The sequence below is a fragment of the Oleiharenicola lentus genome, from assembly GCF_051660365.1.
In the GTDB taxonomy this organism is placed as follows: domain Bacteria; phylum Verrucomicrobiota; class Verrucomicrobiia; order Opitutales; family Opitutaceae; genus Lacunisphaera; species Lacunisphaera lenta_A.
The window spans coordinates 1875485-1902066 of the sequence record NZ_JBOZXB010000001.1 but is presented as its reverse complement, the minus strand read 5'-3'; the positions used below and the strand labels follow the sequence as shown (position 1 = coordinate 1902066).

General features: G+C 60.0%; 21 protein-coding genes. 10 read left to right on the top strand and 11 right to left on the bottom strand.

What is annotated here, in order from left to right; genetic code table 11:
- Window positions 1-9: 9 nt before the first annotated feature.
- Window positions 10-2712 (top strand): M16 family metallopeptidase, encoded by a 2703-nt coding sequence (locus tag ACRRQW_RS06970; protein WP_438480551.1) that lies wholly within the window; start codon window positions 10-12, stop codon window positions 2710-2712.
- Between the two features lie 152 nt (window positions 2713-2864).
- Here ACRRQW_RS06970 and ACRRQW_RS06965 read toward each other — a convergent pair whose 3' ends face one another.
- From ACRRQW_RS06965 to ACRRQW_RS06950, 4 genes are all read right to left on the bottom strand, one after another.
- Window positions 2865-4181: a hypothetical protein gene (locus ACRRQW_RS06965; protein ID WP_438480550.1), complete on the bottom strand. Its 1317-nt coding sequence runs from the start codon at window positions 4179-4181 to the stop codon at window positions 2865-2867.
- Window positions 4182-4268: 87 nt separating this feature from the next.
- Window positions 4269-4667, bottom strand: a complete 399-nt coding sequence (locus ACRRQW_RS06960) for a hypothetical protein (RefSeq protein WP_438480549.1) — start codon at window positions 4665-4667, stop codon at window positions 4269-4271.
- A gap of 107 nt (window positions 4668-4774) precedes the next feature.
- Window positions 4775-5830 carry a FecR family protein gene (locus ACRRQW_RS06955; RefSeq protein WP_438480548.1) on the bottom strand — a complete coding sequence of 352 codons (1056 nt, stop codon included), beginning with the start codon at window positions 5828-5830 and terminating at the stop codon, window positions 4775-4777.
- Complete coding sequence (locus tag ACRRQW_RS06950; RefSeq protein ID WP_438480547.1) at window positions 5827-6399, bottom strand: RNA polymerase sigma factor; 573 nt, start codon at window positions 6397-6399, stop codon at window positions 5827-5829. The genes ACRRQW_RS06955 and ACRRQW_RS06950 overlap by 4 nt, the downstream gene beginning before the upstream one ends.
- Before the next feature lie 333 nt (window positions 6400-6732).
- Here ACRRQW_RS06950 and ACRRQW_RS06945 point away from each other — a divergent pair, with 333 nt between their 5' ends.
- The 5 genes from ACRRQW_RS06945 to ACRRQW_RS06925 all read left to right on the top strand — a co-directional run bounded on the left by ACRRQW_RS06945 (window position 6733) and on the right by ACRRQW_RS06925 (window position 14768).
- Entirely contained in the window at window positions 6733-9393 is a 2661-nt protein-coding gene (locus ACRRQW_RS06945; RefSeq protein ID WP_438480546.1) for a TonB-dependent siderophore receptor, read from the top strand.
- Between the two features lie 61 nt (window positions 9394-9454).
- Complete coding sequence (locus tag ACRRQW_RS06940; RefSeq protein ID WP_438480545.1) at window positions 9455-11008, top strand: DUF2961 domain-containing protein; 1554 nt, start codon at window positions 9455-9457, stop codon at window positions 11006-11008.
- 90 nt (window positions 11009-11098) lie between these two features.
- The gene (locus ACRRQW_RS06935) at window positions 11099-12364 is read left to right on the top strand and encodes an MFS transporter (protein ID WP_438480544.1); all 1266 of its coding nucleotides are present in this window, start codon (window positions 11099-11101) and stop codon (window positions 12362-12364) included.
- A gap of 8 nt (window positions 12365-12372) precedes the next feature.
- Complete coding sequence (locus ACRRQW_RS06930; protein ID WP_438480543.1) at window positions 12373-13842, top strand: sulfatase family protein; 1470 nt, start codon at window positions 12373-12375, stop codon at window positions 13840-13842.
- Between the two features lie 101 nt (window positions 13843-13943).
- The gene (locus ACRRQW_RS06925; RefSeq protein WP_438480542.1) at window positions 13944-14768 is read left to right on the top strand and encodes an alpha/beta hydrolase; all 825 of its coding nucleotides are present in this window, start codon (window positions 13944-13946) and stop codon (window positions 14766-14768) included.
- 108 nt (window positions 14769-14876) lie between these two features.
- Here the strand turns inward: ACRRQW_RS06925 and ACRRQW_RS06920 are convergent, their stop codons facing one another.
- The 5 genes from ACRRQW_RS06920 to ACRRQW_RS06900 form a co-directional block, all read right to left on the bottom strand.
- A complete protein-coding gene (locus ACRRQW_RS06920) occupies window positions 14877-15290 on the bottom strand; it encodes an RrF2 family transcriptional regulator (protein ID WP_438480541.1) in 414 nt (137 codons plus the stop codon).
- Between the two features lie 14 nt (window positions 15291-15304).
- The gene (locus ACRRQW_RS06915) at window positions 15305-16675 is read right to left on the bottom strand and encodes a sulfate adenylyltransferase subunit 1 (protein ID WP_438480540.1); all 1371 of its coding nucleotides are present in this window, start codon (window positions 16673-16675) and stop codon (window positions 15305-15307) included.
- Between the two features lie 32 nt (window positions 16676-16707).
- Complete coding sequence (gene cysD / locus ACRRQW_RS06910) at window positions 16708-17610, bottom strand: sulfate adenylyltransferase subunit CysD (protein WP_438480539.1); 903 nt, start codon at window positions 17608-17610, stop codon at window positions 16708-16710.
- Window positions 17611-17697: 87 nt separating this feature from the next.
- Entirely contained in the window at window positions 17698-18387 is a 690-nt protein-coding gene (locus ACRRQW_RS06905) for a phosphoadenosine phosphosulfate reductase domain-containing protein (RefSeq protein ID WP_438480538.1), read from the bottom strand.
- Window positions 18388-18390: 3 nt separating this feature from the next.
- Window positions 18391-20148, bottom strand: a complete 1758-nt coding sequence (locus tag ACRRQW_RS06900) for an NADPH-dependent assimilatory sulfite reductase hemoprotein subunit (RefSeq protein ID WP_438480537.1) — start codon at window positions 20146-20148, stop codon at window positions 18391-18393.
- Between the two features lie 71 nt (window positions 20149-20219).
- Between ACRRQW_RS06900 and cobA the strand changes: the two genes are divergently transcribed.
- Entirely contained in the window at window positions 20220-21017 is a 798-nt protein-coding gene (gene cobA, locus ACRRQW_RS06895; RefSeq protein WP_438480536.1) for a uroporphyrinogen-III C-methyltransferase, read from the top strand.
- A gap of 15 nt (window positions 21018-21032) precedes the next feature.
- Here the strand turns inward: cobA and ACRRQW_RS06890 are convergent, their stop codons facing one another.
- Window positions 21033-21842, bottom strand: a complete 810-nt coding sequence (locus ACRRQW_RS06890) for a sirohydrochlorin chelatase (protein ID WP_438480535.1) — start codon at window positions 21840-21842, stop codon at window positions 21033-21035.
- A 112-nt stretch (window positions 21843-21954) separates the two neighbouring features.
- Here ACRRQW_RS06890 and ACRRQW_RS06885 point away from each other — a divergent pair, with 112 nt between their 5' ends.
- Both ACRRQW_RS06885 and ACRRQW_RS06880 read left to right on the top strand, forming a co-directional pair.
- Window positions 21955-22797, top strand: a complete 843-nt coding sequence (locus ACRRQW_RS06885; protein ID WP_438480534.1) for an SDR family NAD(P)-dependent oxidoreductase — start codon at window positions 21955-21957, stop codon at window positions 22795-22797.
- Between the two features lie 15 nt (window positions 22798-22812).
- Complete coding sequence (locus tag ACRRQW_RS06880; RefSeq protein ID WP_438480533.1) at window positions 22813-23307, top strand: TspO/MBR family protein; 495 nt, start codon at window positions 22813-22815, stop codon at window positions 23305-23307.
- Between the two features lie 182 nt (window positions 23308-23489).
- Here ACRRQW_RS06880 and ACRRQW_RS06875 read toward each other — a convergent pair whose 3' ends face one another.
- A complete protein-coding gene (locus tag ACRRQW_RS06875) occupies window positions 23490-25019 on the bottom strand; it encodes an excinuclease ABC subunit UvrC (RefSeq protein WP_438480532.1) in 1530 nt (509 codons plus the stop codon).
- Window positions 25020-25258: 239 nt separating this feature from the next.
- On the opposite strand from ACRRQW_RS06875, the gene ACRRQW_RS06870 reads away from it, so the two are divergent.
- The gene (locus ACRRQW_RS06870) at window positions 25259-26572 is read left to right on the top strand and encodes a CinA family nicotinamide mononucleotide deamidase-related protein (protein ID WP_438480531.1); all 1314 of its coding nucleotides are present in this window, start codon (window positions 25259-25261) and stop codon (window positions 26570-26572) included.
- Window positions 26573-26582: the final 10 nt, after the last annotated feature.

The window sequence follows — 26582 nt, the reverse complement described above, 5'->3', positions numbered from 1 at the left end:
GATCCCGCCGTGAAGTGGGGCCGCCTCGAAAACGGGCTGCGTTACGCAATCCTGCCTAACGCCGAGCCGAAAACGCGCGCGAGTCTGCGGCTCATGGTGTTCGCCGGTTCGTTGCACGAGGCCGACGACCAGCAAGGTCTCGCGCACTTCGTCGAGCACATGGCGTTTAACGGCACCCGCCTTTATCCGAAGGAAACGATCCGGGGCGTGCTGCAAAAATTCGGCATGGCCTCCGGCGCAGACTCCAACGCGTTCACGTCGCTTAACGCGACCTTCTATAAGCTGGAAATGCCGACGAACGAGCCCGGCCGTTTGTTCGAGGGTTTGCAGGTGCTGCGCGAGTTTGCCGACGGCGTCACGTTCGATCCCGAGGAAGTGGAGCGCGAGAAAGGCGTGATCGAAAGCGAGCGCGTCGCGCGCAATGATTCCCGGGCGCGGACAGGTGAGGCGTTTCGAAAATTCGTGTTTAAAGACACGTTGCTCGAAAATCGCTCGCCGATCGGCCAAAGCGAAATGATCACGAGCGCCGCTCCCGCGAAACTAAGTGCGTTCTACAAAAAATGGTATCGCGCGGACAACATGCTGCTGGTGCTGGTGGGCGATTTCGACCCCGGCGAAGCGGAAAAAGGGGTGAGCGAGAAATTCGCTTCGCTCGAAACCCCCACCACCCCGCTGCCCGCCGTGGCGTTCACCGTGCCGGCGGGCCCGGCGGAGTTTGTCGCGGAATTTTTTCCCAGCGGAGTGAAAGACGGCGCGGTCAGCATCCAACTCATTAACGTGTGGCCTTATCAACTCCGCGACACCCGCGAGACGCGGCGACAGACTTCGATCATGAACATGGCTTTCGCCGCGCTCGGTGTGCGGCTGAAATCAGCCCAACTCCGCGAAGGAAAAAATTTTGGCGTGATGAATGCCGGCGTGTCCGCCCAAGCGGCCTTGTTTCACCAGGCGGTAGTGCGCTTCGATGCCAATGGCCGGAACTGGCGCAAAGCTGTTACTCGCGCCGAACAAGAACTGCGCCGCGCGCTCACGCACGGTTTCGCGGAAAGCGAAATCCAGGAAGTTTCCGCGAGCATGCTCGTCGCGTTCGAGCATCAGGTGCGCACGGTGGAAACCCGCACCTCGGCGGGCCTGGCGGATCGATTGATGAACAGCGTGGCCAACCAGCGGGTGTTCACCAAGCCCGAGACTGATTTGGAAATTGTCCGCGCCGCACTCGCGGAGCTTAACGGGGACGAATTGCTCAAGGCGTTTCGCCACGCGTGGGGCTCCGGCAAGCCGCGCATCTTCGCCAGCGAATCGCTGCCGGCAGGAATCGGCGCGGCGCAAATTGTGAAAGTGGCGCAGGAAAGTGCGCGCAAACGCGTCGCAGCCGCCAAAGCGACCAACACGGGTGAATTCGCCTACACGAATTTCGGCCCGCCGGGCGCCATCGCGAAGCGCACGCACGTCGAGGATCTGGACATTCACTGCGTGGAATTTGCCAACGGCGTGAAGCTCAACCTCAAGTCCACCGACTACATGGCTGACGCGATGGTTTTTTCCGCGCGATTCGGCAGCGGCACTGCCGGCGAGCCCGTGAAAAAGCCGGGCCTGCGTTACGTGATGGGCCACGGGTTTACCACCCTGGGACTGGGCAAACACTCGCACGACGACTTGAATCATCTGTCGGCGGGATTGGTCTTTAGCTTTGGCGTGCGGATCGAAGACGACGCGTTCGTCGCCGAAGGTTCCACCGATACGACCAACGCCGAGCGCTGGCTGCGAATTTTCACCGCGAGTTTAGTCGATCCGGGCTGGCGCAAAGAAGCGCTGCCGGGCGTGCAAAAACGCATCCTGCACACGTTAAACACCACAAAGGACGAGGCGATGTCAGCGCTGACGGCGAGTCGCTCCGCCCAACTCACCCGCCATGACTCACGGTTTGTTTTGCCCGCGTATAAAACCATCGAGGATCATTCCGTCGCCGATTTGCGTGCGTGGGTGGAGCCTCAATTGAAAACTGCTCCAATCGAAGTCGGCATCGTCGGCGATTTCGATGTCGACGAAATGATCGAGCTGGCGGCGAACACGCTCGGCAGCCTGCCCAAACGCGGCGCGGTCGGCCCGTCCCGACCGATCAAATTTGCGCCGGTGGTGAAGCCCGCGCCTTTGATTGTCCCCAACACCGAACGCCGTGGCGCCGTGCAGGTGGCCTGGCCGCTGCCCGCAAAACATGATCACGCCAACGTGCGGCTGGAAAATCTGCTGGCGACTGTGCTGAAGAACCGGTTGGTCGAAAACGTCCGCGAAAAAATGGGCGCGACTTACTCGCCCACCTGCGGGGTCTGGCGCAGTGAACTGCAGCGCGAGAACGGTTATCTCATCGCATTACTCACATGCGCGCCAGGTGACACGCACCGCATCGCGGAAGTCGTGCGCGACGTCGCCGCCGAACTCGCGCGCAGCGGCGCGACCGACGAAGAACTCGCGCGCGCGCGTGAGCCGATGATTCAATCGGTGCCCGCGCAACTGCGGAGCAATAATTACTGGCTGAACGCCGCCGTAGCCGAAGCGCAAAGCCGGGCGGAAGTCTTGGAATTTCCACGCACGCGCATCTCCGATCTCGAAAAAATAAAAACCACCGACGTGACTACGCTGGCGGCCCAAGTGCTCGTGGCGGAAAAAGCCTCTCTATTCACCGCCTATCCCGCCGCGTCAAAAACCAAGTAACTCACCTCCGCAGGCCGTGTCTGGCCTCGAAATAACCCGCGAAGCATCAATCCCATTTGTCATATATTATATGACAAATGGGATTGGCTCCCGCGGGTGTGTCGCGTGCCACGCGGTGCGGGCTGCATGTAGAAGGGGGAGATTTGGTCCCGTCAGGATTGCGGGATCGACTCGGCCAGCCAGCCGGGAAGGCAGGCGCTAAAATAGGCACCCGGGGCGGCGACTGATGACATGATGCCCAGTTGGGAATACCCTTTTTTACCGGGAGATGCGATGCGCTGGGGGTCTTCGATGGCGCCAAACAACATATACCAATGGGCACGGTGTTTCACAAAGGTGCCGTCGAAATGCGCGGGCAGATACATCAAGATTGACCACGCGGGCCATTTGGTCGGATCAGCCCAGATAGCTTCGGCGTCGGCGGTGCAGGTCACCAATCCTTTGAAAATTTCCCCATCCACCGGAATCGCGCGGCTGGCGTCATTTTCGTAGTGGTAAGGACGGGAGGCCGCGATCCAAGTGAGGTGGCCCTGATTATAAAGAATCGTGCTGGAATTTTCGCCGATGGTCTTCCCGGAAAAATGCGGGCCGTCCCAGTCCACGAGATTGGTCGAGCGATAAACCGGATTTTCTCCCCGCGACCGGCGACAGATCATGATCCAGCGATCCGTCTCGCCGAGTCGCACTACGGAGACTTCTCCTCCTAGATTGTCGAAGAGTTTCCGGTCAGTCCACGTGAGGCCGTTGTCCTTGGTATAAACTCCATTCATGCCCGAGCCGCTGCAAAACACGGCGAATCCCTCCGTATCGTGGCCGCCGACCGACGCGGGAAATTCATTGAACGTGAAGCTCGGCGACATCGCGGCCCGGAGGTGGTTCAACACCTGGGTCTGCCACGTCCGCCCGCGATCGTCTGAAAACATGAAGAATGGTTTCAGGGTGATGCCTTTGATCCGATCCGATGAATCACGACGTGAGCCGAAAATCCCGATGCGGCCGTTGCCCATTAAACGGGCGCGGATATCGGTGCCCGTGATGCCGGATTTTTCGCGATAAATCGTGCGGACGTTGTCAAGCGTCTGGCCGCCGTTGCGCGATTCCGCCATTTTGACGACAGAGTCCGGATCGCTGGCACCGTGAATGTTGGCTTCGCGCCAGAAAAACAGCCAGCGGTCCTCGATGATCACCAACCCGCTGCCCCGGCTCCGGTGTTTTTTGTGATCGGTGATCAACGTCACGCGCGGTGAGGGCCAGAAAGGATGCGCCCCCGGGAGCAGACCGTCATCGACGTCATCGACTCGTGAGGCGGGGGAGGTCGCAAGAGGCGCCGCTTGCGTCGGGCTGCGCTCGTTGGCGAGTGCGGCCGAGGCTCCCGTCAGGCCGGCGACGACGGAGGAATACAGAAACTGCCGGCGGCTCACCGGCGGCGGAGCCGGCGATTCCGTGGAAGCGGGGACAAGGGAGGCCATGGGGGTAAATCGAGGGGAGGTGGACAGAAGTAAAAAGAGCGCAGCGTAGATGGGCGGGCTTCGGTCAGGCTGGTCCTGGCCGCACGATCACGTGCGTTCGGCGGGGCGCGTCAGGACGTTTTTCTCCGGGGAATCGCGTCGCTGGATCATGAGCGCGCCGGTTTCTTTGTCTTCTACGACGATTAACACCGTGTCGGCGGTCATCTGCTCGATGGCTTCCCGCGCATTGAAGCTGCCCTGAACCGGTTTGGTTTTGATGCCGCGCACCTGGTTTTCGAGGTAGATGATTTGTTCGCCCGATTGCTCGACGAATTTCCTCAAGGCCACGGAGGCGTCGTCTGCGGGCAGCACGTAATTTTTTTTACGACCATCGGTGGTGTTGAGTGCGGTCACCGCAGTCGCTGTGACCAGACACGCCATGAAAATCGCGCAGAGAGACCACCACGGAAAATAAATCCTGGTCGGAGTTGGGGATAAAATAGTCATGGGCGAGGCGCGGGATGCGCTCGGCAGGCCGCGGTCCTCCCCATGAAGACGGATAACTTGGCGCGGCGAACTACGCGCCGCGGCGTTTTTATGCCGGCTCCGCTGGGCTACGGGTTTTTCTGACTGCGCAAGATCACCTGGTTGGGTTCCACGCGTTCCACGGTGATTTCGTTGGTGGAAGCGAGGAGCCGGAGAAACGCGTCGACGTTGCCCGAGCGGAAACTGCCGCCGATGGGAATCGTGGCGATTGCCGGATCGGCGATTGTGATGCGGGTGTTGCTGCGTTGGTTGAATTGCTGCACTGCTTCACCCAAGGTGGTGTTGACGAAGCGAAGTCGTGGATTTTGCCAGGCGAGCGCGGCGCGTTCTTCCGCTGGGGAGACGGCACTGATCGAAAGAGTTTGCCGAAGATTTTCGAAGTGCGTGGCGTCCGGCACCAGGACGCGCTGACCGGCATCCAAGGTCGGCGCGTCGGCGCCGGGCTCGAGGCTTGCGTCGGAGGCAGCAAGTTTGACCCGCCCGTGGGTGACGAGCACTTCCACGCTTTGCTTCTCCATGCGCACGTTAAACTCCGTGCCCACAGCCCGCACTTGCAGGCCGTTCGTTTCCACGATGAACGGCCGGTCCGCGTCTTTGGCCACGATGAAATACGCTTCGCCACTCAGCAAACGCACCCGGCGTTCATTGCGCAGAAATTTCACGCGCACCTCGGTGTGCGAATTCAGTTCCATCGTCGATCCGTCCGGCAGGATCATCCGGTAATACTCCTCGTTCTCCGTAACATAGTGAACCGTGTCGGTCCAGGGAAGCGCGGGGAGTCCAGAGGAGTAGGTGAGCACTCCCACGGTCAGGAGAATCGCTGCTGCGGCCGCCCAGGCGAGTCGCACGACAGCAGGTTTGCCTCGGCGGCGGCGCGGGGCGAGCAAGTCGGGATCGGGATGCAACTTCGCGCCCGGCCGGTAATCGCGCAGGGCTTGCAGCGCCGTCCACGCGCCGCGCAGTCGCTCGGTGGCCTGATGATTGCGCACGTCGGCGAGCTGCCATTGTTCGAAAGCGGCCGATTGTTCGGGAGTGAGGCCGGCTTCTTCCTCGACCAGCCAGGCGGCGGCGCGGGCTTCGCGCTCAACGTCATCGATTTTGGAGTTTTTATTGAATGGCTTCATTGGCTTCCCCCCGCAGGTGATTTGAGGCCGCGTTCTTCAAAATAAGCGGCGCACCGTCGCATGCCTTTGGCGAGTTGGGCTTTGGCGGTAAACTCCGAGATGCCCAGCCGCGTGGCGATTTCCTTGGCCGGGAGTCCGTAGAGCAAGCGGAGCGTCAGGGTCTGCCGGCAGCGGGTGGGCAACGTCTGGATGGCCTCGGCGAGAATCCCCAACTCTTGCTGACGATTCAGCGCTTCGCTGGCGTCCGGGGTGTCGTCGGCGAGAAACCCTTCCGTGATGTCGTCGACGGGTTCGAACGAAACGACCTTGCGTCGGCGAAAAATATCCAGGGCGGCGTTGCGCGCGGTCGTGAAAAGAAAGGCCTTCGCATAGTTGATCCGCCCGGATTCCTTGGCCCGGATCAGGCGCAAGTAGGTTTCCTGAACCAAGTCGTCCAAATCCAGCACGGACGGAAACAACGAGCGCAGGTAGGAACGGAGGGAAGGTTCGTGCGGCTGCACTTCTTCCTCGAACCACTGCACTTGTTTTTTTCTATCGATGCTCAACGGCAGATCGGGTGGGGCGCCCATTGTTGGCCTGCATGGATGCGGGGCAGAAATTCCGTTACGAATCATTTAATCACATTTTTTGTCAGGCCGGCGTAATCCTTTTCGCGGATTGGTTCGTCTGGGGCGGATCCGGCGCGCGGGGAATACAGCCATTGATCGAAAAAAATCGCGCGGCGTTTTCGCCGGCGGCGAAAAAAACCAGGCGGGCGTAGTTCCTTTCGCGGACAGCTTCGTCTGAACTCGTGCAGCTTAATCCCCAAGCTTCCGTTTTGCGGGAGCGTGCGCGATTTTCATCACCCCTTGCGAAGTTTTACCCCAGTTCGAAATTTCCGGCCGTGTGCATTGCTCAAAGCAGTGTCTGCGGCGCTGTGTCTTTTCATCGCCGTGGTCGGTCGAGCTGAGGAAGCCCGGCGTTTTGATATTCCCGGCAGCGACGCCGTGACCGCTCTGGAAAAATTCGTCGATCAATCCGGATTTGATGTCGTCTACACCATCGCGGATCTCGGCAAGGTTCAGACCCGGCCGGTGGTGGGAGCGTTGCTCGCGCGTGAAGCCTTGGGCCGGATGCTCGCGGGCACGGCGCTCACGATTCTCCAGGATGAAGTGAGCGGGGCTTTCATGATCAGAAAGGCCTCCGCGCCTTCCCGCGCGTCTCAAGCGCCTGACGCGCAATCCAATTTACCCCCCATGGATACCAAAAAAACAATCGGCGGACTGCTCGGCTCCCTTTTAATCGGAGTCACGTCACTGGACGCGCAAGTCCCGCCTTCACCGCCCACGCAACCTGACGACGAGGTGATCGCCCTCTCGGTTTTCAAGGTCACAACGAATCCGACCAACGAATACCTGGCAGCCGATTCGATCACCGGCACGCGCGTGGCCAGTAAGTTGAACGAACTGCCGTTCGCGGTGACGGCGATCACCAGCGAGTTCATGAACGATTTCGTGTTGCTGGAGTTGAGCGATCAACTCGCGACGGTGAGCGGTTTCTCGCCGAACGAAAACGAGAACAGCTACCAACTGCGCGGCTTCGCTTCGAGCACGACGCTGGTGGACGGGTTTCGCTGGATCGGCGCGAGCTCCGCTTCGTTTGGCGCGAACACGGATCGCATCGAAGTCATCAAAGGCTCGGTGGCGTCCATCTACGGACAGATCAGTCCGGGCGGCGTGGTCAACACCATCACGCGCAAGCCACAGGCGCGCCCCGAGTCGGGCGTGAGCGTGCTGGCGGGCTCATTGAATAATCTGCGCACGTCCATTTATTCGACGGGACGCGTCGGCAACAGCGATAAATTTTTCTACCGTGCGGATGTTTCCTACCAGCAGCGTGATTATGTGCCGCGGTTCGCCGACTTCACCCAGTATTACGGCAGTCTGCAGTTCGCTTACCGGCAGAGCAAGGACACCAACATCAACGTGTCGGCGTCGATCGTCTCCTCCCACAAGCACACCTTTGTCGGTTTGCCGCTGCTCGGCGTGGTCGTGCAGGACCCTTACCGCCCGATCGGCAGAACCTACACGCACATCACCGGACTGGCGTATGATTTGTTCGATTTCAGCTACCAAGGGCCGGATTCATACCAGGATTCCCGCACGAAAAATGTGCGCGCGTTGATCGAGCACCAGTTCAACCGAGTGTTCTCGTTGCGCGCGGCTTTCAGTGGATTGGAGACGGAGCGCGAAGTGAATCGGCTGGGCAGCAACACCTACGCGGTGGCTACCAAGTCGATTCAGTTGACTCCGCTCTGGCAGGATCGCGAGCAGACCGGAGTGGCCGGTCAAGTCGACACCCTCGCGGTGTTTTCCACCGGGAAGATCGATCACAAGCTCTTGTTCACGCTCGATTATAATCAGGAGCAACAGCGCGATTACGACCTGCAGATGTCCGCGGCGAACGCCCAGTTGTTCATGCGCCAGCGGCCGCTTTTGCCGGCCAATCCGATTTATGGTTACGCCATGTATCGCGACAATCCGGCGGCCTACAACACCGTGACCGCGGATGAAGATGTCGGCTACTCGGTGTTCGGCGCATTTTTAAGCGAGCGCGCCTCCTTGTTTAAAAACCGACTGATCGTGATGCTCGGGGGCCGCTACGACAAGGTCTACACCGACCCGGTCACCGCGGGTGTAACCGGCAAAAATTACTCGGTCTCGGATTTCACCTATCAAGCGGGAGCCACGTTTCGGCTGACCTCGGGGATCAGTTTGTATTTGAACCGGAGCACGTCGTTCAACCCGCAGGCCGTGTTGGATCTCAGCGGCAATCCGCTGCCGAATGAACAGGGCAGCGGCCACGAGTTTGGCGTGAAGATGACATTGATCAAAGACCGCTTGAACCTGTCGTTAAACCGATTCCAGGTTGACCGCAAAAACATCGCGCAGCTGTTGGTGAACCCCGACACGTTGATCGAAGATTTTGTGCTTACCACGCACGAACGTTCGAACGGCTACGAGGCGGACATCAATTGGCAGGTCAGCGATTCGTTTCAGCTTTTGGGCGGCTACGGCTTCACGGAAGCGCGCGCGCTCAACAACGCGTCGGCGGCTTACCTCACGGGGTTGAATGTCCTGAAGCGCGTGCCGAAGCACAACCTCGGCCTGGCGGCGCGCTATAAATTTCCCGGCGCGTTCAAAGGCCTCATCGCGACGGCCAACGTGCGCTGGCTAAGCGAATCGATTCTCAACGTGGGCGGCCGCACGATCACGCCGACCGCGGCGAATCCGATTAACAACATTCGTTTCGCCAACGGGCTGCTGCCTTACCCGAATTCTCCCGAGGGCGCGTTGGTTTATTCCGGCGTGCCGATCCGGGTGTCCGACGGGCGCGACTCGGTTTACAACGGCGCTTCAGTCGTTTGGGATTTCGGCCTGGGCTACACCTTTAAAGCCAAGAAACGTTTCACGCACAAAGTCCGCGTCAACGTGAAGAACGCGTTCGATGAACGCTACGTCTATGGCGCGGGCAACGCGGGAGACCCGCGCGGCCTCTTCGGCGAATACAGCCTGAAGTTCTGATCGTCGGTCGTTTCGATTCCTTTTCATCAACCCGGCCTTCGCGCCGCAGACCACACTTATTATGTCTCTCTCCTTCCGTTTCATCGCGGCCACATTCGTGACCGGCCTCCTGGCCATTTCCGCCGTTGCCACCGCGCCCACCGGGGCATTTGCGCTCAATCTTCCGTCGGATCCGGTTCCGGATCGCATCAGCCTGAAGCGCAACATCGCGGCCAACGCCACCGAAACCTACGCCGACCTCGATGGCCCGGGTTGCATCCGCCACATCTGGATCACGCTCAAACGCCCGGGCCGCACGCCGATGATCAATCGGCAGTTGATCATCCGCATTTATTTCGACGATGCCACGGTGCCCAACGTGGAAGCCCCGGTGGGTGATTTCTTTGGCGTGATGCACGGCGTGGATTTCTACGAGATCAACACCGAGTTTATTTCGGTGAAACCGTATAGCGGCTATAACGCGTATTTCCAAATGCCGTTCGCCAAAAAGGCGCGCATCGAATTTGTGAACGGACCGGAGAACAGTTCGATTTACCTGCAAGTCGACTGGCACCGTTATCCGGGAAAAAAGATGGAAGAGGAACGTCGCTTCAGCGCCGCGTGGCGTCGCGAGATGCCGACGCAGCGTTACGGCAGCGGCTTCCAGATGCTCGATGCCGACGGCCCGGGCGACTTGATCGGCTTTTTCTACGGCGTCCGCCTCATCGACAATGTCGATCGCTGGAGCCACGGCGGCGCGGAAAATATCTATATCGACGGCAAAGGTGCCGAACCGGCGTTCGTTCGCGGCATCGGCGGCGAAGACACTTTCGGCACTTCTTATGGCGGCGTGATTCATCCGCCGGAAACGCATCTCCACGCGGGCATGCCTTACTACACGTATGAAGACACGGGCGAAGCGCGCGGAGCGCAGCGCATTGTCGGCTACCGGTTTTTCGCGGCTGATCCCATTGCGTTTAAGGAATCGATCCACATGCGCTTCGGCACGATGGAGAATGATATCTGTGCGATGGTCTATTGGTATCAAAAAGGCGCGCCGCGGCCTTTCGTGAAAATGCCGGGCTGGAAAAAAATCCTGCCTGCCGTCGAGTTGCCTGCGGGTTCGGTGGATCTGCCGCTGCCGGAAAATGGCGCGTGGCGCATCGGACCGTTGCACGACAACAAAGGCGGCGTTGCGATTAATTCGGCCCTGGAAAAAAAGCCGGCCGCCGATCGCTCGACGGAACTCAAGGAATGGAAAACGCAGCGCACGATGCATGGCTTCGTTGATTTTGGTTACATCCACCGACCCGAGGTCAAAGGCGTGGGCACGCACCACAGCGGCAAAGCGGCTGAAGCAGTCGCAATCGTGGACGCGCCGCAAGCGGGCGTCGCCAAGGTGCGACTCGCGTGGGACGATCAACTGATCTTGCGGGTGAACGACGAGGCGCCCGTCGATCTGGGGACGAACGCGCATTTCCGCAGTCGCACGGTGGAAGTTCCCGTCAAACAAGGGCGCAACCTGATTTCCGTGACGCTCAGCAACACCACGGGCACGAATCACGGCGGCTGGGCCTTTGCGTTCCGCGCGGAGATGGCCGATGGCGCGCTGCTGGTGCCGCAACCGGTTCAATAACCCCGAACTCTATTCTGTTTCCCCGCACCAGGCGCGCTGGCGTTGAGCCAGTCGCCTCGGTTCGTCACGTGCCTGGTCAGTCCTCCTCCCATGAAATACCGTTACCGGGTTCTCGTTTTCCTGTTCTTTCTTTCGATCATCACGTTCGTCGATCGAGTCGCCATTTCCGTCGTTGGAAATTCGATGCAAAAAGACCTGGGCCTTTCGCCCAATCAATGGGGCTGGATGCTCGGCGTTTTCTCGCTCGCGTATGGGCTTTTCGAGATGCCCGCAGGCATGATGGGCGATCGCGTCGGGCCACGCGGCGTGCTGGCGCGCATCGTGACGTGCTGGTCGGTCTTCACCGCGTTGACGGGAGCGGTCACAAATTACACGCAGCTGCTGATCGTGCGGTTTCTATTCGGCGTCGGCGAAGCGGGCGCGTTTCCGAATAGTTCGGCGACGATCTCACGCTGGTTTCCCGTCGTGGAACGCGCACGCGCGCAAGGCGTCGTTTTCATGGCGAGCCGGATCGGTGGGGCGCTGACTCCGCTGTTGGTGATTCCGATTCTGCAAGCTTACGGCTGGCGCGCGTGTTTTTATATTTTCGGTGCGGTCAGTTTGATCTGGCCGCTGGTGTGGTATTGGTGGTTCCGCGATAACCCGGCAGATAAGAAAGGTGTCACGGCGGCGGAGTTGGCAGAAATCGGAACGCCCGCGCACGCGGAGGCACACGCGCGGCTGCCGTGGCGCACGCTGCTCACGCGGCCCGGCCTGTGGTGGATAATGCTGATGTATTACGCCTGTTGTTGGACTTCTTTTTTTTATCTCGGATGGATGCACACGTTTCTTGAGCGCAGCCGCGGGTTCAGCCGCGACGACCTCGCGTCGCTTTCGTGGCTGCCCTTCGTCTTTGGCGCGTGCGCCAATATTCTCGGCGGGTTTACCAGCGACTGTCTGGTGAAACGCATCGGGTTAAAATGGGGCCGGCGCGCGGTCGGACTTTGCGGGCTGGGTTTGTCGGCGGTGTTTGTCACCGCCACCATGCTCACGCAGGACAAGGTGTGGACCATCGTGTGGCTGTCACTCGGCTATGCCGGCTCCGACTTCATGCTACCGGTGGCGTGGGCGGTGTGCCTCGATATCGGCGGGCGCCAGGCGGGTGCCGTGAGCGGCGCGATGAACATGGCCGGACAAATGGGCGCGTTTTCCACGAGCGTAGCTTTCGGTTATATCGTGACGAAAACAGGCAACTACGATCTGCCGTTGATCCCGATGGCCGTCATGACCGTGGTCGCCGCGTTGATGTGGTTGAAGATCGATGCCACGAAGCCTTTGAATTTTGGAATGCAGTCCGCAACTCCAAGCACCGCCTGAAACAAAGGATGAACGCGCGCTTCAAAGGTTTGACGCTGGCTTTGCTATTGGTCGCCACGCTCGCGGCGTCGGCGCAAACGGGAAAATCTGCGAAGCCCAACATCGTGATCATCCTCGCGGATGATCTCGGTTACGGCGACCTCGGTTGTTACGGGGCCACGAAAGTCAGCACGCCGAAAATCGATCAGCTCGCCAAAGCCGGCCTGCGTTTTACCGACGCCCATAGTCCGTCGGCGGTCTGTTCGCCCACACGTTACGGTCTGCTCACTGGCTTGTATCCGATGCGGAGTCCGCGCTTCGCGGGAGGCGGCGTGATCTTTCACCTAGATTCACTCGCGATTGAGACGCAGCAATTGACGCTGCCGAAATTACTCAAAGCCGCCGGCTACGCGACTGCGGCCGTGGGTAAATGGCATTTGGGCTTCGGTCGCGACGAACCGGATTGGAATGGTGAACTCAAACCCGGCCCGCTCGAAATCGGTTTCGATTACTACTTTGGCGTGCCGACGGTGAACAGCGCGCAGCCGGAAGTCTTTGTCGAAAATCACCGCGTCGTCGGACTCGATTCGCAAGATCCGCTCAGTTTTAAATCGAAGCGCGAACTCGTCGGCGGCACGGCGGCGCGTTACACGCACGGCCACATTGATGAGCAGCATGCACAGAAAGCCACCGAGTGGCTGGCGAAGCATCACGCGGCCCATCCGGGGCAGCCCTTCTTTTTGTATTTCACACCGATCTCGATTCACAGCCCGATCGTTGCACATCCGAAGTTTAGAAAAACCAGCCGGGCCGGCGCGCGCGGGGATTTTATTCAAGAACATGACTGGGTGGTGGGCGAGGTGCTCGACCAGCTGGAGCAACTCGGAGTCGCCGATAACACGCTGGTGATTTACGCTTCGGACAACGGCGGTTCCGATGGCGGGCGCAACGCGTCGAAGTTCGGCCACAAAATGAATGGAATCCTGCGCGGGGAAAAAGCGGATGTGTTCGAAGGCGGACAGCGGGTGCCGATGATTGTCCGCTGGCCGGGCGTGACTCCGGCCGGAACGAAATCGGATCAGCTTTTTAGTCTCACCGATTGGCTGGCGACGGTGGCTGACATCACGGCGCAAAAACTGCCGGAGAAGAAACACTTCGATAGCGTGAGTTTCAGCGCGTTGTTGTGCGGCGAAACGATCGAGCGACCGATCCGCCAGGATTTGGTCGTGCAAGGATTGCGTTTCAAGACCGTCGCGGTGCGGCAGGGCGATTGGAAACTGATTCCGTCCCAGTATGTCGGTGGATATTTAATGATCGATGGCCGCCGGGGAGAGCCCGCCGAATATCCGGAGCGTGACCCGACCCAACCGGCGGGACATCTCTACAATCTGCGCACCGATCTTGGCGAAACGCAGAACCTCTATGCGCAAAATCCGGAGAAAGTGAAAGAACTGGCAAACCTGCTAGAAGCGATTCGCGCGCAGGCACCGACCTACTGAGCCGAAGCGGCAGTGGGTTGATCGACGGTGCGGCGGAGTGAACTTTGGTTTGTCGCTTGCCACGCGTCGCGGGCTGCGTGCACTCACGCGCTTAATTCTACATGCCGACGCCTCGCAAAGAACCCACGAGCCGCCTCCGCCTTCACCGGCGGTTTCGTTCCCCCACGTTGCGGAACCTGCGCGACGTCGTGGTGTGGCTGCCGCCGGGCTACGGGAAGATTCGCGGGCGACGCCACCCGGTGATTTATTTTCAAGACGGTCAAAATATTTTCGATCCGCTCACCGCGTTTCTCGGCAATGCCTGGCACGCGGGCGATCGGGCGCTGGAGTTGATTCGCGCGCACGAGATCGCGGCGCCAATCATGGTCGGCATTTACAACACCGGGTTCAACCGGATGAACGAATACGCGCCCACGCCTTCGGAATTTGCAGGCTGGGGCGGCGAGAAAAGCCACAGCACCGGCGACGCGAAACGTTATGCGAAGTTCGTCGCGCAAGAACTGAAGCCGTTCATCGATTCGCACTACCTCACGCTTACAGCCGCAAAACATAACACGGTCGTCGGTTCTTCGATGGGCGGGCTTGTGTCGCTGTATTTCGCGCTGTGGCATCCGCGCACGTTCGGCCACATCGTGGCGATGTCGCCGTCGATCTGGTGGGACGACCGCGTGGCCATCCGCGATTTTGAGAAACTTCGCAAGAAACCGGCGGTGCGCCTGTGGCTCGACATGGGCACGCACGAACCCGGTTGGGAAGTGATCCGCGCGATGCGCGACACGCTCATCGCGAAAGGCTGGGTGCAAGGCGACGATCTCGCGTATCATGAAATCCCCGGCGCCGAACACAGCGAGCACGCGTGGGGCGCGCGCATCGGCGACGTGTTGAAGTGGGTGCTGGCCCTGGAGAAGCGCGACAAGGGTAAATAATCTTCGCACCAACGTGCAGTTCGCTCTGTCCGCATACTTTCTTCGCGCAAAATAAACGAACCGCCAACGCGCTGCGGTCAGGGCGTTTCCGGTGCGGACTTGACGTCCTCAGATGTGATACATTTCCGCCGGGCGCTGGGTGGCGAATTGCGCGAGCGTATATTCCTGCGTTTTTTCGATGAAAGATTCGCGCACCTCTTCCCAAATTTGCTTCAGGCGCGGGCCGGTGCGGCCTTGGAAATTTCCGCTGAGGCCGAGGGCTTCGCCTTCGGCGGCGATCATGATGTCGTAGAGCGTTATTTCCTCTGGCGGTCGCGCGAGCACGTAGCCGCCGAGATTGCCACGGCGGCTGACAATTAAGTTTGCCGCGCGCAACTTGCCGAGAATCTGCGCAAGAAATGTCGCGGGCACGGCTTCGATGCGCGCGAGCCGTTCGATTTGCGCGAGTTCGCCACTGCCATGAAGCCGCGCGAGCTCCGCCATGACGCGGCACGCATAATCGATTTTCACGGAGATCTTCATGGCGGAAAAGGAAGCTAGATCGCGTAGTCGCCCAGGTCGGGTTTAATCAACTCGCTCGGTGAGTGCAGCATACCGGCGGCGACAGTGGCGTTGGTGCCTTGTTCGATCAGGATGAAGGACCCGGTCAGGCGGTTTCTTTCGTAGCCGTCAAACACGAGCGGTGAAGATGCGCGCAAACGAATTTCGCCGATGTCGTTCATCGTGAGTTCGCGCGGATCGGGTTCGTAATCGAGCGAGTCGAGATTGAGTTTGCTCGTCACGGCGGTGACGGCGACCTGCACGGTGTGCGTCGTGTGCTTCAGATAATATTTTTTTCCAGCCTGCAGCGGCTTCGAATGCATCCAGCAAATTTCCGCGGACAATTCGCTCGCCGAACCGGGCAAATGATCCGTGCCGATAATCATGCTGCCGCGGCTCACGTCGATATCGTGAGCGAGCACGAGGGTGACGGATTGCGGGCAGAAGGCTTCGTTGATTGGGCCGTCGAAGGTGTGAATTTCTTTAACCGTCGAAGCGACGCCGGCGGGGAGCACGATGACTTTCTGGCCCTTGCGGACGATGCCGCCGGCGATTTGTCCGCTGAAGCCGCGGAAGTCGTGCACGGATTCGTCGGTCGGATCGTTCGGGCGATTGACCCATTGCACGGGCAGACGGAAGCCGTTGAGATTCCAATCGCTCGCGATGTGCACGTTCTCGAGGTGACCGAGCAACGTCGGGCCGGCATACCACGGCGTGTGCGGCGAAGGCGTGACGACGTTGTCACCGTTCAGCGCGCTCATCGGAATGAACTTCACGTCCTTGATGTCGAAGCGCGGAAGAAATTCTTCGAACTGCGCGCGGATTTCCAGGAAGCGCTCCTGGCTCCAGCCGACGAGATCCATTTTGTTAATCGCGACGACCAAATGCGGAATGCGCAGCAGCGCGGCGATGGCGGTGTGGCGACGGCTTTGCTCGATCACGCCGAGGCGCGCGTCGACGAGCACGATGGACAAGTTGGCCGACGATGCGCCGGTCACCATGTTGCGCGTGTATTGGATGTGGCCGGGAGTGTCCGCGATGATGAACTTACGGCGCGGCGTGGCGAAGTAGCGGTAGGCGACGTCGATCGTGATGCCTTGTTCGCGCTCGGCGCGGAGGCCGTCGGTGAGATTCGCTAAATTAATTTGTCCGCCGCCGGTGATATCGGCCGAGCGTTCGAGTGCTTCGATCTGATCTTCCATCAACGATTTTGAATCGTAGAGCAAGCGGCCGATGAGCGTGGACTTGCCGTCATCGACGGAGCCGCAGGTGTTGAAACGCAGGATGTCGATCACCGGTTGCGACGAAATCGGCGCGACGGGCACGGAAGCAGGCGAGGAGGAAGGAGTGGAAAGAGGAGCGACCACGGATGGAGAACTTGGTTGTTGGTTGGCGCTCATCAGAAATATCCGGCTTTCTTCCGGTCTTCCATGGCGGCTTCGGAGGCTTTGTCGTCGGCGCGGGAACCGCGTTCGGTCACGCGCGCGGCGGCGACTTCGGCGATGATGTCGTCGATGGTTTCAGCGGGCGATTCGACCATGCCGGTCGTAATGATGTCGCCGATGGTGCGCACGCGGACGATCATTTCGCGGACTTCTTCACGCGGCTTCGGTGGCAACAGATCGTTCACCGGCAACCACTGGCCGCCGCGGCGCACGCAGCGACGCTTGTGGCTGAAATAAATGGAAGGCACTTCGAGTTTCTCGCGCTTGATGTATTCCCACACGTCCATCTCGGTCCAGTTCGAGAGCGGAAACACGCGCATGTTCTCACCGGTGTTGAGGCGGCCGTTGTAGAGATTCCAGATTTCCGGGCGCTGGTTTTTCGGATCCCATTGGCCGAACGCGTCGCGGAAACTGAAGAAACGTTCCTTCGCGCGCGCTTTCTCTTCGTCGCGACGCGCGCCACCGATGGCGCAGTCGAAACGAAATTCCTCAATTGCGCCGAGCAGCACGGGAATTTGCAATTTGTTGCGCGACACTTCGCCAGGCGCCTGGACCGCGGTGCCATTGGCGAGGGCCTGGTCGACGGTGCGGACGATTAACTTCGCGCCGAGTTGGGCGGCGCGACGGTCGCGAAACGAGATGAGTTCGGGAAATTCGTGGCCAGTTTCGACGTTGAGAAACGGCATCGGGATGTCCGACGGACGAAAGGCTTTTTCGGCGAGGCGGAGCAAACAGATGGAATCCTTGCCGCCGGAAAAGAGGAGCGCAGGGCGCTCGAATTCGCCGGCGACTTCACGCATGATGTGAATCGCCTCGGTTTCGAGATGCTGCAGGTGGTCGAGTTGGAAATTACTCACGAGGTTCGTAATTTGGGAGATGGAGGATGGGAGATAGGGGTGTGCCGGCGCGGTTCTGGCGATAGGTCGGTGGGTTATTCCCATCTCCTATCTCCCAGCTCCAATTTCCGCCGCGCCCGCGGCTGCCTTCCCGCCCCAGGCGGCGTGGAGGCCGCATTCGCGTTTTTCGTCGGCTTTGGCCGGGTCGAAATAATCCCACTCGTTCGGCAAGTGGTGCTTCGCGAGATACGAGTCGAGTTCGGGGTCGGTGGCGTAAAAGAACGGGCTCACTTTCAACGCGCCGAAATTTCCGTCGAGCGACACGATGTCGAGGCCGGCGCGGTTCGGGTTTTGCACTTTGCGCAACGCGGTGATCCACACGGTCGGCGCGAGTTCGCGCATGCCGCGTTGGAAGGGCTCGAGTTTCATCACGGCACTGAATTGCTTCAGTCCGGCTTCATCTTCCGTCGTCGGAATCGGGCCGTGGATCGCGTCGCGATGCGCAGGCGTCACGCGCGGGAGAAACGGTTTAATGTTTAACCCGAGTTGCGCGCGCAGGGCTTCGGCGTGTTTGTAAGTCGCGGGGCGATTGTAGCCGTGGTCGACCCACAGCACCGGAATGTCGGGCAACGCTTGCGTGGCGACGTGCAGGATCGCGGCTTCGTAAGGACGAAAATTGGTCGAGACGAGCGCGCGGCCGGGAGCTTGGGCGAGCGCCCAGCGGACGATTTCGAGCGGCGATTGGCTGCGGAGTTCGGAGTTCCAGCGGGCGAGGTCGGCAGAAGTGGGCGTGGCCATGACTTAGTTTGAAGCGGGCGGAGTGGCGGTGGCATCGCTCGCCGGCTTGGCGGCCGCAGCAGCGGCTTGTGCGGCGATGGCTTCGGGTAAGACGACGCGCGTGCAAAAATCGCCAAAGCGTTCGCCGGTGGCGCGTTCGTTTTTCCAACGGAGCAACACGGGGCGCAGTTCGTTCTCGATGTCGGCGTCCTTCACGGTGTCGCGATAAACTTTGTTGAGGCGCGTGCCGGACGCGTTGCCGCCGAGCCAAAGTTGGTAGCGGCCGGGCGCTTTGCCGACGAAGGCGATTTCCGCCATGTAAGGACGCGCGCAACCGTTCGGGCAACCCGTGGAACGGACGATGATTTCTTCACCGCCGAGGCCAAGTTCGCCGCCGAGTTTCTCAAGACGGGAAATCATGCCTGGGAGCCAGCGCTCGGATTCAGCGAGACCGAGACCGCACGTCGGCATCGACGGGCAGGCCATCGACGCGGCGAGCAGGATCGAGGCTTGGTTGTCGACCTTTACGCCGTGCGAAGCGAGCAACTGCGAAATCGCGGCGCGGTCGCTTTCGGGAATGTTCGCGAGGATAACGTTCTGGTTGGCGGAGAGGCGGAATTCGACGTGCGGGAATTTTTCCGCGACCTGGCGCAGCGCGGTTTTTTGCGCGTGGCCGGCGACGTCTTTGATGCGGCCCATCTCGACGAAGAGCGTAAGGAAGAGTTTTCCGTAAACGTCGCGGTTCCAGCCATAGACATCGCCCGTGGTGGTGAATTCGTAGCGGCGCACGCCGGTGAGCGGTTTACTGATCCGGCGGTTAACTTCCTCGAGCATCCACGCGGCGCCTTTTTCTTCGACGACGTATTTGAGGCGCGCGTGTTTCCGGTTCGTGCGGTCGCCGAAATCACGGTGAATCGTGAGCACGGCTTTCGACACTTCGACGACTTGGTCGGGCGTGAGGAAACCAATGACGTCGGCGACGCGCGGATACGTTTGCACGTTGCCGTGCGAGCGGCCGAGGCCGCCACCGACGGCGAGGTTATAGCCGAGGAGCGTGTCGCCTTCGACGACGGCGATGAAACCGAGATCGTTGGTGAAGACGTCCATGTCGTTCACCGGTGGGATGACGAATGAGGCTTTAAATTTACGCGGCAGGTAAGTCTGGCCGTAAAGAGGATCGACAAAGTTTTTCACCGCGGGCTCGTCGAGCTTGAGCTGTGTGCCGTCGATCCAGATGGAGTGATACGACGGGGTTTGCGGCGCGAGCGCTTCACAGACTTTCAAGCTGTCCGCAAAAACGGCTTCGCGGGCCTTCGTGTAAGCCGGCGTGGGCGAGACGGTGATATTGCGATTCACGTCGCCGCACGCCGCGAGCGTGGAGAGGAGCGATTCGTTGATCTTCGCGACAAGCGGGCGCAGGCCGGAAATCACGACGCCGTGGAACTGGATGCTCTGGCGCGTGGTGACGCGGAGCGTGTTGTTGCCGTATTGCGTGGCGAGGTCGTCGAAGGTGATCCACTGTGACGAGGTCATGACGCCGCCCGGGATGCGCCCGCGGATCATCATGATGTATTTTTTGCCTGTCTTGCGCAGATCGCGGTCGTCCTGTTGATAGGAGCCGTGGAATTTCAGGAACTGCTCATCGTCGGCGGAAAAGTGATCCAGCGTCGGATCGGCCAGCGTGGCCGCGATGGCGCCACTCAACGTGGGATCGTTCTGCTTGAGGATTTCGTTTTTGGAGACCGTGGGGACGGCGGCGGTGAGTGCTGGGGATTCGGACATGACGCGGAGAACTGTTGCACAAAGAGCGCTTTGGGTAAAATTTAAAAAATGTCATACTGACTAAAGAAGTCATGTATAAATTAAATAACTCATCATCAACAGGTTTTGTATGGCTCGTTGGAGCAGGGCCTGGAGCGGCGGACTTAATTACGGTCCGTGGGCTGCGGCTTTTGGAGCGCGCGGAGGTGGTGGTGCATGACGATCTGGCGGGCCGCGACTTGCTCAAATTTTGCCCTGCAGGCTGCGAATTCCATTCCGTGGGCAAGCGTGCCGGCAGCCACAGTGCGTCGCAGCCCGAGATCAACGAGTTGCTGGTAAAACTCGGCCAAGCTGGACGCAAAGTCGTGCGATTAAAGGGTGGCGACCCGATGATTTTTGGTCGCGCCGGCGAAGAAATCGAAGCGCTGCGAGAAGCGGGCATTCCGTTTGAAATTGTGCCGGGCGTCACCGCCGCGACTGCGTCGAGTGCTGTCGCGGAATTGCCGCTGACGCATCGCGATTACTCATCGGCGGTCGTTTTTGTGACGGGCCACCAATGTGCGGCGAACACCTCCGCGCTCGATTGGGGCGCTCTGGCGAAACTGCGGGCGACGTTGTGCTTCTATATGGGTGTGCGTCGGCTGCCGGAGATCGCGGGTAACCTGATCGGCCACGGTTTGAGTGCCGAGACGCCACTCGCGCTGGTGTGCGAAGCGACGTTGCCCACGCAAAAAGTGCTGATCGGAACGCTGGCTAACGCTGAAAAGCTCGCGGCGCAGATTACTGGCCAGGCCGCGCTGGTCGTCGTCGGCGAGGTGGTGCGGCTGTCGAGCTTCGCGAGTGAACTGCCGAGGTTGGTCGCGCAGGCGGCAACGTCGAATGACACGTAATACGTGTCATCGGGTTTAGCGCGCTGCGCCCCAACGATCCGCGAGGATCTGGATGAGCAGCGGGTGCTCCGCGACCAGACGTGTCATTTGAGTGCGCAGTTGCGCGTGCTTGATCTCGGCGGCGCGGCAGATTTCCGCGACGTCGCCTTCGCGGCCAGCGTGACGGCCGGGCAACAAAAACTGCATCGCGACGATCACGCGGCTTTCGTTCCACGGCGCCGTTGCGAGCAGATCCGTAAGCAGCGGTTTGCAGAAATCGTATTCGGGCGCGGGGCGGCGTTCCATGCTGCATGGGGCGATCGCAGCGACTGTGTTGCCAAGTAACGCGGCGACTTGTTGCGCGAGTGCGTTGCGCACTTCCGTGACTGCGGCGACTGGACTGCCGTGGTCGACGAGCGCCACGCGATCGTTGGGCGAAACGATTTCCGCGCGCACATGATCGGCGATGATGCGAGCAAGACGGTTGTCGTCTGCGCGATGCAAGTGCGGCGCGAGGCGGACATTCAAGGCCGGATGTTTCGCTTTCAGGCGCGCGAGATTTTCCGGCAAGTAACCCGTCAACGCACCGCTGGGCCCGAAGAAAAGCGGGAGCACGAGAAAATCGTGGATGCCCGTTGCGACACGTTTTTCGAGCGCGGGAAAAAGAATCTCCGCAGGCGTGCCGCCGATCCGTTCCGGTGCGATTGCCGAAGAGTGCAGCAGTGAAACGGGTTCGACCGGCTCGCCAAGTTTGGCCGCGAGCTGCGACGCTAATTCGCGCAACCCAAGCGTCGCCGCCGGTTCAAGGGAACCGTTGTCGACGAGGAGGGTGAGCGGTGCAGGCATGGGTCGGGGCAAACGAGCGTTTGAGTTGACCACGGATTTCACGGATAAACACGGATAAAGAAAATCAGTTTCTCGCTGGCGGCTTCGGTGAACCTTCGGCGAGACTCATGTCATGCGGCAAATTTCCGGGCAGGTCGTCATTATTACAGGCGCTTCGGCGGGGATCGGCGAGGCGACCGCGCGGCGGTTGGCGCGGGCAGGCGCGCAGGTGGTGATCGCCGGACGGCGCCTGGATCGTCTGGAAACGTTGGCGCGCGAACTCGATGCCACGGGCGCACGGGCGTTGGCGGTGGCGGGCGACGTGACGAGTGACGCGGATCGGCGAGCGCTGGTCGCGGCGACGTTGGAGAAATTTGGCCGCATCGACGTGCTGGTGAACAATGCCGGTTACGGCACGCGCGGGCCGGTGGAGTTGGTGTCCGTCGAGGCGATTCGAAAAAATTACGAAACGAACATTTTCTCGCTCATCGCGCTGACGCAACTCGTGATTCCGCGCATGCGCGAGCGCCGTGCAGGTTGCATCATCAACATCGGTTCGGTCGCGGGAAAAATCGCGCGCCCGATGTCGTCGATCTACGACTCGACCAAGCACGCACTCGAAGCGATCACGGATGGATTGCGCGGTGAAATGAAACCATTTGGCGTGCGCGTGGCGTTAATTCGGCCCGGGCTGATTTCTACGGAGTTCATCGATGTGGCGAATCAAGTGTCGAGCGACTTCACGACGGATACCGGACCTTATGCGCCGTATGTCGCGGGGTTTCGCACGGAATATTTGAAAGTGCGCAAACTGGCTGGTTTGCCCGACGACATCGCGAAGCTCGTCGAAAAAGCGCTTTCCGCCGACAACCCCGCCCCGCGCTACAGCGGCCCGATGCACGCTAAAGTATTTTTATTTATTCGTTGGTTACTGCCGGAACGCTGGTTCGCGTCGTTCGTCAGATTGAAAAGCTGACGCATTTTAAGTTTTATGAAAACAACACAGTCGAAACGCGGGTGGGGCATGCTGGTTATTTTCATCGGTGCGGCCTTGATCTCTGGCGCGATCGGTTCGTGGGCGACTTTTCCCAGCGTGCGCGCATGGTATCCGACCTTAAATAAACCGACGTGGAATCCGCCCAATTGGATTTTCGGCCCAATGTGGACCACGCTCTACGTGTTAATGGGTATTGCCGTGTGGCGGGCGTGGCGGCGGTGTCTTGAACCGGGCGTAACCGGTGTGCGCACGCTGTTGAAAGTGTATTTCGTTCACCTGATTTTCAATGCACTGTGGTCGGTGTTGTTCTTCGGGCTCAAGCAACCGACGTGGGCGCTCGTTGATATCGTTGTGCTCTGGCTGATGCTCGTCTGGTTGCAATGCGCACTCTGGAAAACTGATCGGGTCGCGGGCGTGTTGTGGCTACCTTATTTACTATGGGTGAGTTTCGCGACGGCGTTGAATGCAGCGATCGTGCGGTTGAACTAAAGCCGTGGGCTGCGTGGTAGGGCCCGACCTCCAGGCAGGCCGCAGGAAATGAGTTCGCGTTCGAACATCGGCCCGCTCGGAGGTCGGGTCCTACCGTTTGTATCGAGGTAGGGGCCGTTATCTTTAACGGCCCTTGGGGATGCGGGCGTCTAGCAGGGCGGTTAGGGATAACCGCCTCTACCTCAAGGCGTGCTCGGCGGGCGTTCTGAATCCGGCTGCGCCACAGGAGCATCGTTTGTTTTCGCACCGTGGAGGAAGGCGTGCAGATCGGCGGCAATTTTTCCGCCGAAGCCGGAGACTTGCGCGATCTCATCGATGCTGGCGGCGCGCAAGCGTTCGATGGAGCCGAATTGGTCGAGCAGTAGTTTTTTGCGTTTTGGGCCGAGGCCGAGAAAATCGTCGAGGATACTTTCCTTGATTTTTTTCGAGCGGAGGTCGGCGTTGTAGGTGTTCGCGAAGCGATGCGCTTCGTCGCGCAGGCGTTGCAGCAAGTTCAACGCGGGGTCGTTGAGCGGGAGATTCAACGGCGGGCGCTCGTCGTGGAAAATGATCGTTTCCATTTTCTTCGCGAGGCCGATCATCGGAGGCGGCGGGCAATCGAGCGCGAGAAATGCTTTCAACGCGGCCGCAATCTGGCCGCGTCCGCCGTCGATGACGACGAGATCGGGAAATGTTTTTTGTTCTTCGATCAGGCGGCGATAACGGCGGCCAACGACTTCTTCCATCGCGCGGAAGTCGTCGTTGCCGACGAAACTTTTGATCGAGAAACGGCGGTAATTATTTTTATCGGGCCGGCCGTTCGTGAAGTGCACCATCGACGCGACGACGAACGTGCCGGAGATGTGCGAGATGTCGAAACACTCCAGATGCACCGGCAGCGTGGGCAGGTTGAGCGCGACTTGCAGGGCGTGGAGCGCGGTTTGATCGGGCTGCAGCTGCACGACTTCGCGGCTGAATTTGCGCGTCGGCGCGAGCGTGCGTTCGAGCGCGAGCACGATGTCGCGGAGTTCGGCGGCTTTCTCGAACTCCTGTTTTCCGGCGCGCACGACCATTTCGGCCCGGAGGCTGGAAAGCCATTCACGGCTTTTGCCATCGAGGAAATCCGCGGCGAGCGTGATGCGTTCGCGATACTCGGCAGTCGTGACGGTGTTGGGCCAGCCGTAGAGTTCGCTGCGGACGTCGTCGTAAAGCTGCCAGGTGTCGTCGGAGATTTTTTTCGGCGAAGAATCGCCAAGCAACACGCCGAATTTCGCGCGCATCGTTGCGAGGGTTTTTCTCAACAACCCCGAATGCGCGAACGGTCCGAAATAGCGCGAGCGGGTGTCCTTCTTAAAGCGCGTCAGCACGAAACGCGGGAGCGCGGCGTCCATGTCGAGGCGGACGAGCAGGAAGCGTTTGTCGTCGGTGAAGTCGGTGTTGTAGCGCGGGCGCCACTGTTTGATGAGTTTGCCTTCGAGCAGCAAAGCTTCGGGCTCGGATTTGACCTCGATGGTTTCGAGGTCGGCGATCATCTCGATCAGTGTCCGGATTTTCGGCTGATGGCGCAGCGCGCGCGTGCGACCGGCTTGGAAGTAGGAAGAGACGCGTTTTTTTAAGCTGTTAGCCTTGCCGACGTAGATGATGCGACCAAGGCGGTCTTTCATCATGTAAACGCCCGGCTTGTCCGGCAGGGCGCGGACTTTTTCGAGGAGACTGTCGGGGTGAAGGGCCACGGAGAGGCCCGAAAATGCACAATAAAATCAAAGCGTCGAATCCGTCGTGAGGGTTTTTCAACGGTTCTGAAATGCGGGAAGCGACACGAATTTCACGAATGTGCACGAATTTCCAACTCCGGGATTCGTGACAATTGGTGAAATTCGTGTCTCGCCGACTTGGTGGCTTTAAAGCGGCGACATTTCCAGCGGCTGGCATTTTCGAAAAAACAAGGTAGGGTCGGAAGGCACACCCTGATATGGCCAATCACGACACGTCCACCACGCGCGCGCCCGCTGCCGCCCCCCGCTACGAACTGCTCACGCTCGGCGATGAGTTGTTGCTCGGCTTAACGGCGAACGGTCACCTCACCTGGATCGGCTCCGAACTCGGGCGCCGCGGCGTGTTGCTCCAGCGCAATGTCACGATCACCGACGAGGCCGACGCCATTGCCGAACAGTTTCGCGAGAGCTGGAACAAGGCCGACATCATTATTACGACGGGCGGACTCGGGCCGACGTGCGACGACCGCACCCGCGAAGTGTTGGCGACGATTTTGGGGCAACGCCTGGTCTTCGATGAGACGATTGAGGCGGCGATCACGGCACGATTTGCGCGTTCCAACCGCAAACCGACCGCGAATAATTTAAAGCAGGCCTACCGCTTCGAACATGGCGAAGTGCTGCCCAACGCCAACGGCACCGCGCCGGGCTTGTGGGTGGAACAGGAAGGCCGCGTGCTCATCATGTTGCCGGGACCGCCGAATGAATTGCGGCCGATGTTTACGGAGCAAGTGATCCCGCGCCTCGCAAAACTCGGGCTGCTTTCGGAAAGCGAAGCTTACATCCAGATTCGCACGGCGGGCGTGGGCGAGTCGGCGCTCGAGACGAAATTCCAGCCGCTGTTCGATCGTTTTCCGGGGCTCGGCATCGCGTTTTGCGCGCACCTCGGGCAGGTGGATTGCCGCATCAGCTCGCCGGACAAACGCTACGACATGGTCGCCTTGCGCGCACTGGCGGATGAATGCGTCACGATGCTGGGTGAGGATTTTGTGTGTTTCGGGCACGACAAAATGGTGAAGGTGGTCGGTGACATGTTGCGCGTCCAAGGCCGTTCGCTCGCCGTCGCGGAATCGTGCACGGGCGGACTGCTCGCGAACTCGTTTACGGATGTGTGCGGGGCCTCGAAGTTTTTCCAGGGCGGCATCGTGAGCTACAGCAACGACTCCAAGATGCTGCTGCTCGATTGCCCCGAGTGCCTGCTGGCGCAACACGGCGCGGTCAGCGAAGAGTGCGCGGTCGCGATGGCGGCGGGCGTGGCCGAACGACTGAGTTCCGATTACGGCATCGCGATCACCGGATTCGCCGGCCCGACGAATGGCGGCCCGGGCGAAAATCCCGTCGGCACGATTTTTATCGGCATGCATGCGCCCGGTGGCGACTGGTCAAAAAAACTCAGCATCCCCGGCCCGCGTTGCGCCGTGAAGGAACGCGCGGTCACCGCCGCGATCGACTGGCTCCGCCGCGAAGTGGTGAAGGATTCGATCCGCGCGGCGACTTCGATTGTGAATTGAGTTGGATGCG

What these genes read in the sequence shown, in the direction of transcription:
- ACRRQW_RS06965 (WP_438480550.1), bottom strand. Translation starts at nt 4,181, where the DNA reads ATGGCCTCCCTTGTCCCCGCTTCCACGGAATCGCCGGCTCCGCCGCCG.
- ACRRQW_RS06950 (WP_438480547.1), bottom strand. Translation starts at nt 6,399, where the DNA reads ATGGGCGCCCCACCCGATCTGCCGTTGAGCATCGATAGAAAAAAACAA.
- ACRRQW_RS06960 (WP_438480549.1), bottom strand. Translation starts at nt 4,667, where the DNA reads ATGACTATTTTATCCCCAACTCCGACCAGGATTTATTTTCCGTGGTGG.
- ACRRQW_RS06935 (WP_438480544.1), top strand. Translation starts at nt 11,099, where the DNA reads ATGAAATACCGTTACCGGGTTCTCGTTTTCCTGTTCTTTCTTTCGATC.
- ACRRQW_RS06930 (WP_438480543.1), top strand. Translation starts at nt 12,373, where the DNA reads ATGAACGCGCGCTTCAAAGGTTTGACGCTGGCTTTGCTATTGGTCGCC.
- ACRRQW_RS06890 (WP_438480535.1), bottom strand. Translation starts at nt 21,842, where the DNA reads ATGCCTGCACCGCTCACCCTCCTCGTCGACAACGGTTCCCTTGAACCG.
- cobA (WP_438480536.1), top strand. Translation starts at nt 20,220, where the DNA reads ATGTATAAATTAAATAACTCATCATCAACAGGTTTTGTATGGCTCGTT.
- ACRRQW_RS06900 (WP_438480537.1), bottom strand. Translation starts at nt 20,148, where the DNA reads ATGTCCGAATCCCCAGCACTCACCGCCGCCGTCCCCACGGTCTCCAAA.
- ACRRQW_RS06885 (WP_438480534.1), top strand. Translation starts at nt 21,955, where the DNA reads ATGCGGCAAATTTCCGGGCAGGTCGTCATTATTACAGGCGCTTCGGCG.
- ACRRQW_RS06955 (WP_438480548.1), bottom strand. Translation starts at nt 5,830, where the DNA reads ATGAAGCCATTCAATAAAAACTCCAAAATCGATGACGTTGAGCGCGAA.
- ACRRQW_RS06880 (WP_438480533.1), top strand. Translation starts at nt 22,813, where the DNA reads ATGAAAACAACACAGTCGAAACGCGGGTGGGGCATGCTGGTTATTTTC.
- ACRRQW_RS06920 (WP_438480541.1), bottom strand. Translation starts at nt 15,290, where the DNA reads ATGAAGATCTCCGTGAAAATCGATTATGCGTGCCGCGTCATGGCGGAG.
- ACRRQW_RS06905 (WP_438480538.1), bottom strand. Translation starts at nt 18,387, where the DNA reads ATGGCCACGCCCACTTCTGCCGACCTCGCCCGCTGGAACTCCGAACTC.
- ACRRQW_RS06925 (WP_438480542.1), top strand. Translation starts at nt 13,944, where the DNA reads ATGCCGACGCCTCGCAAAGAACCCACGAGCCGCCTCCGCCTTCACCGG.
- ACRRQW_RS06870 (WP_438480531.1), top strand. Translation starts at nt 25,259, where the DNA reads ATGGCCAATCACGACACGTCCACCACGCGCGCGCCCGCTGCCGCCCCC.
- ACRRQW_RS06940 (WP_438480545.1), top strand. Translation starts at nt 9,455, where the DNA reads ATGTCTCTCTCCTTCCGTTTCATCGCGGCCACATTCGTGACCGGCCTC.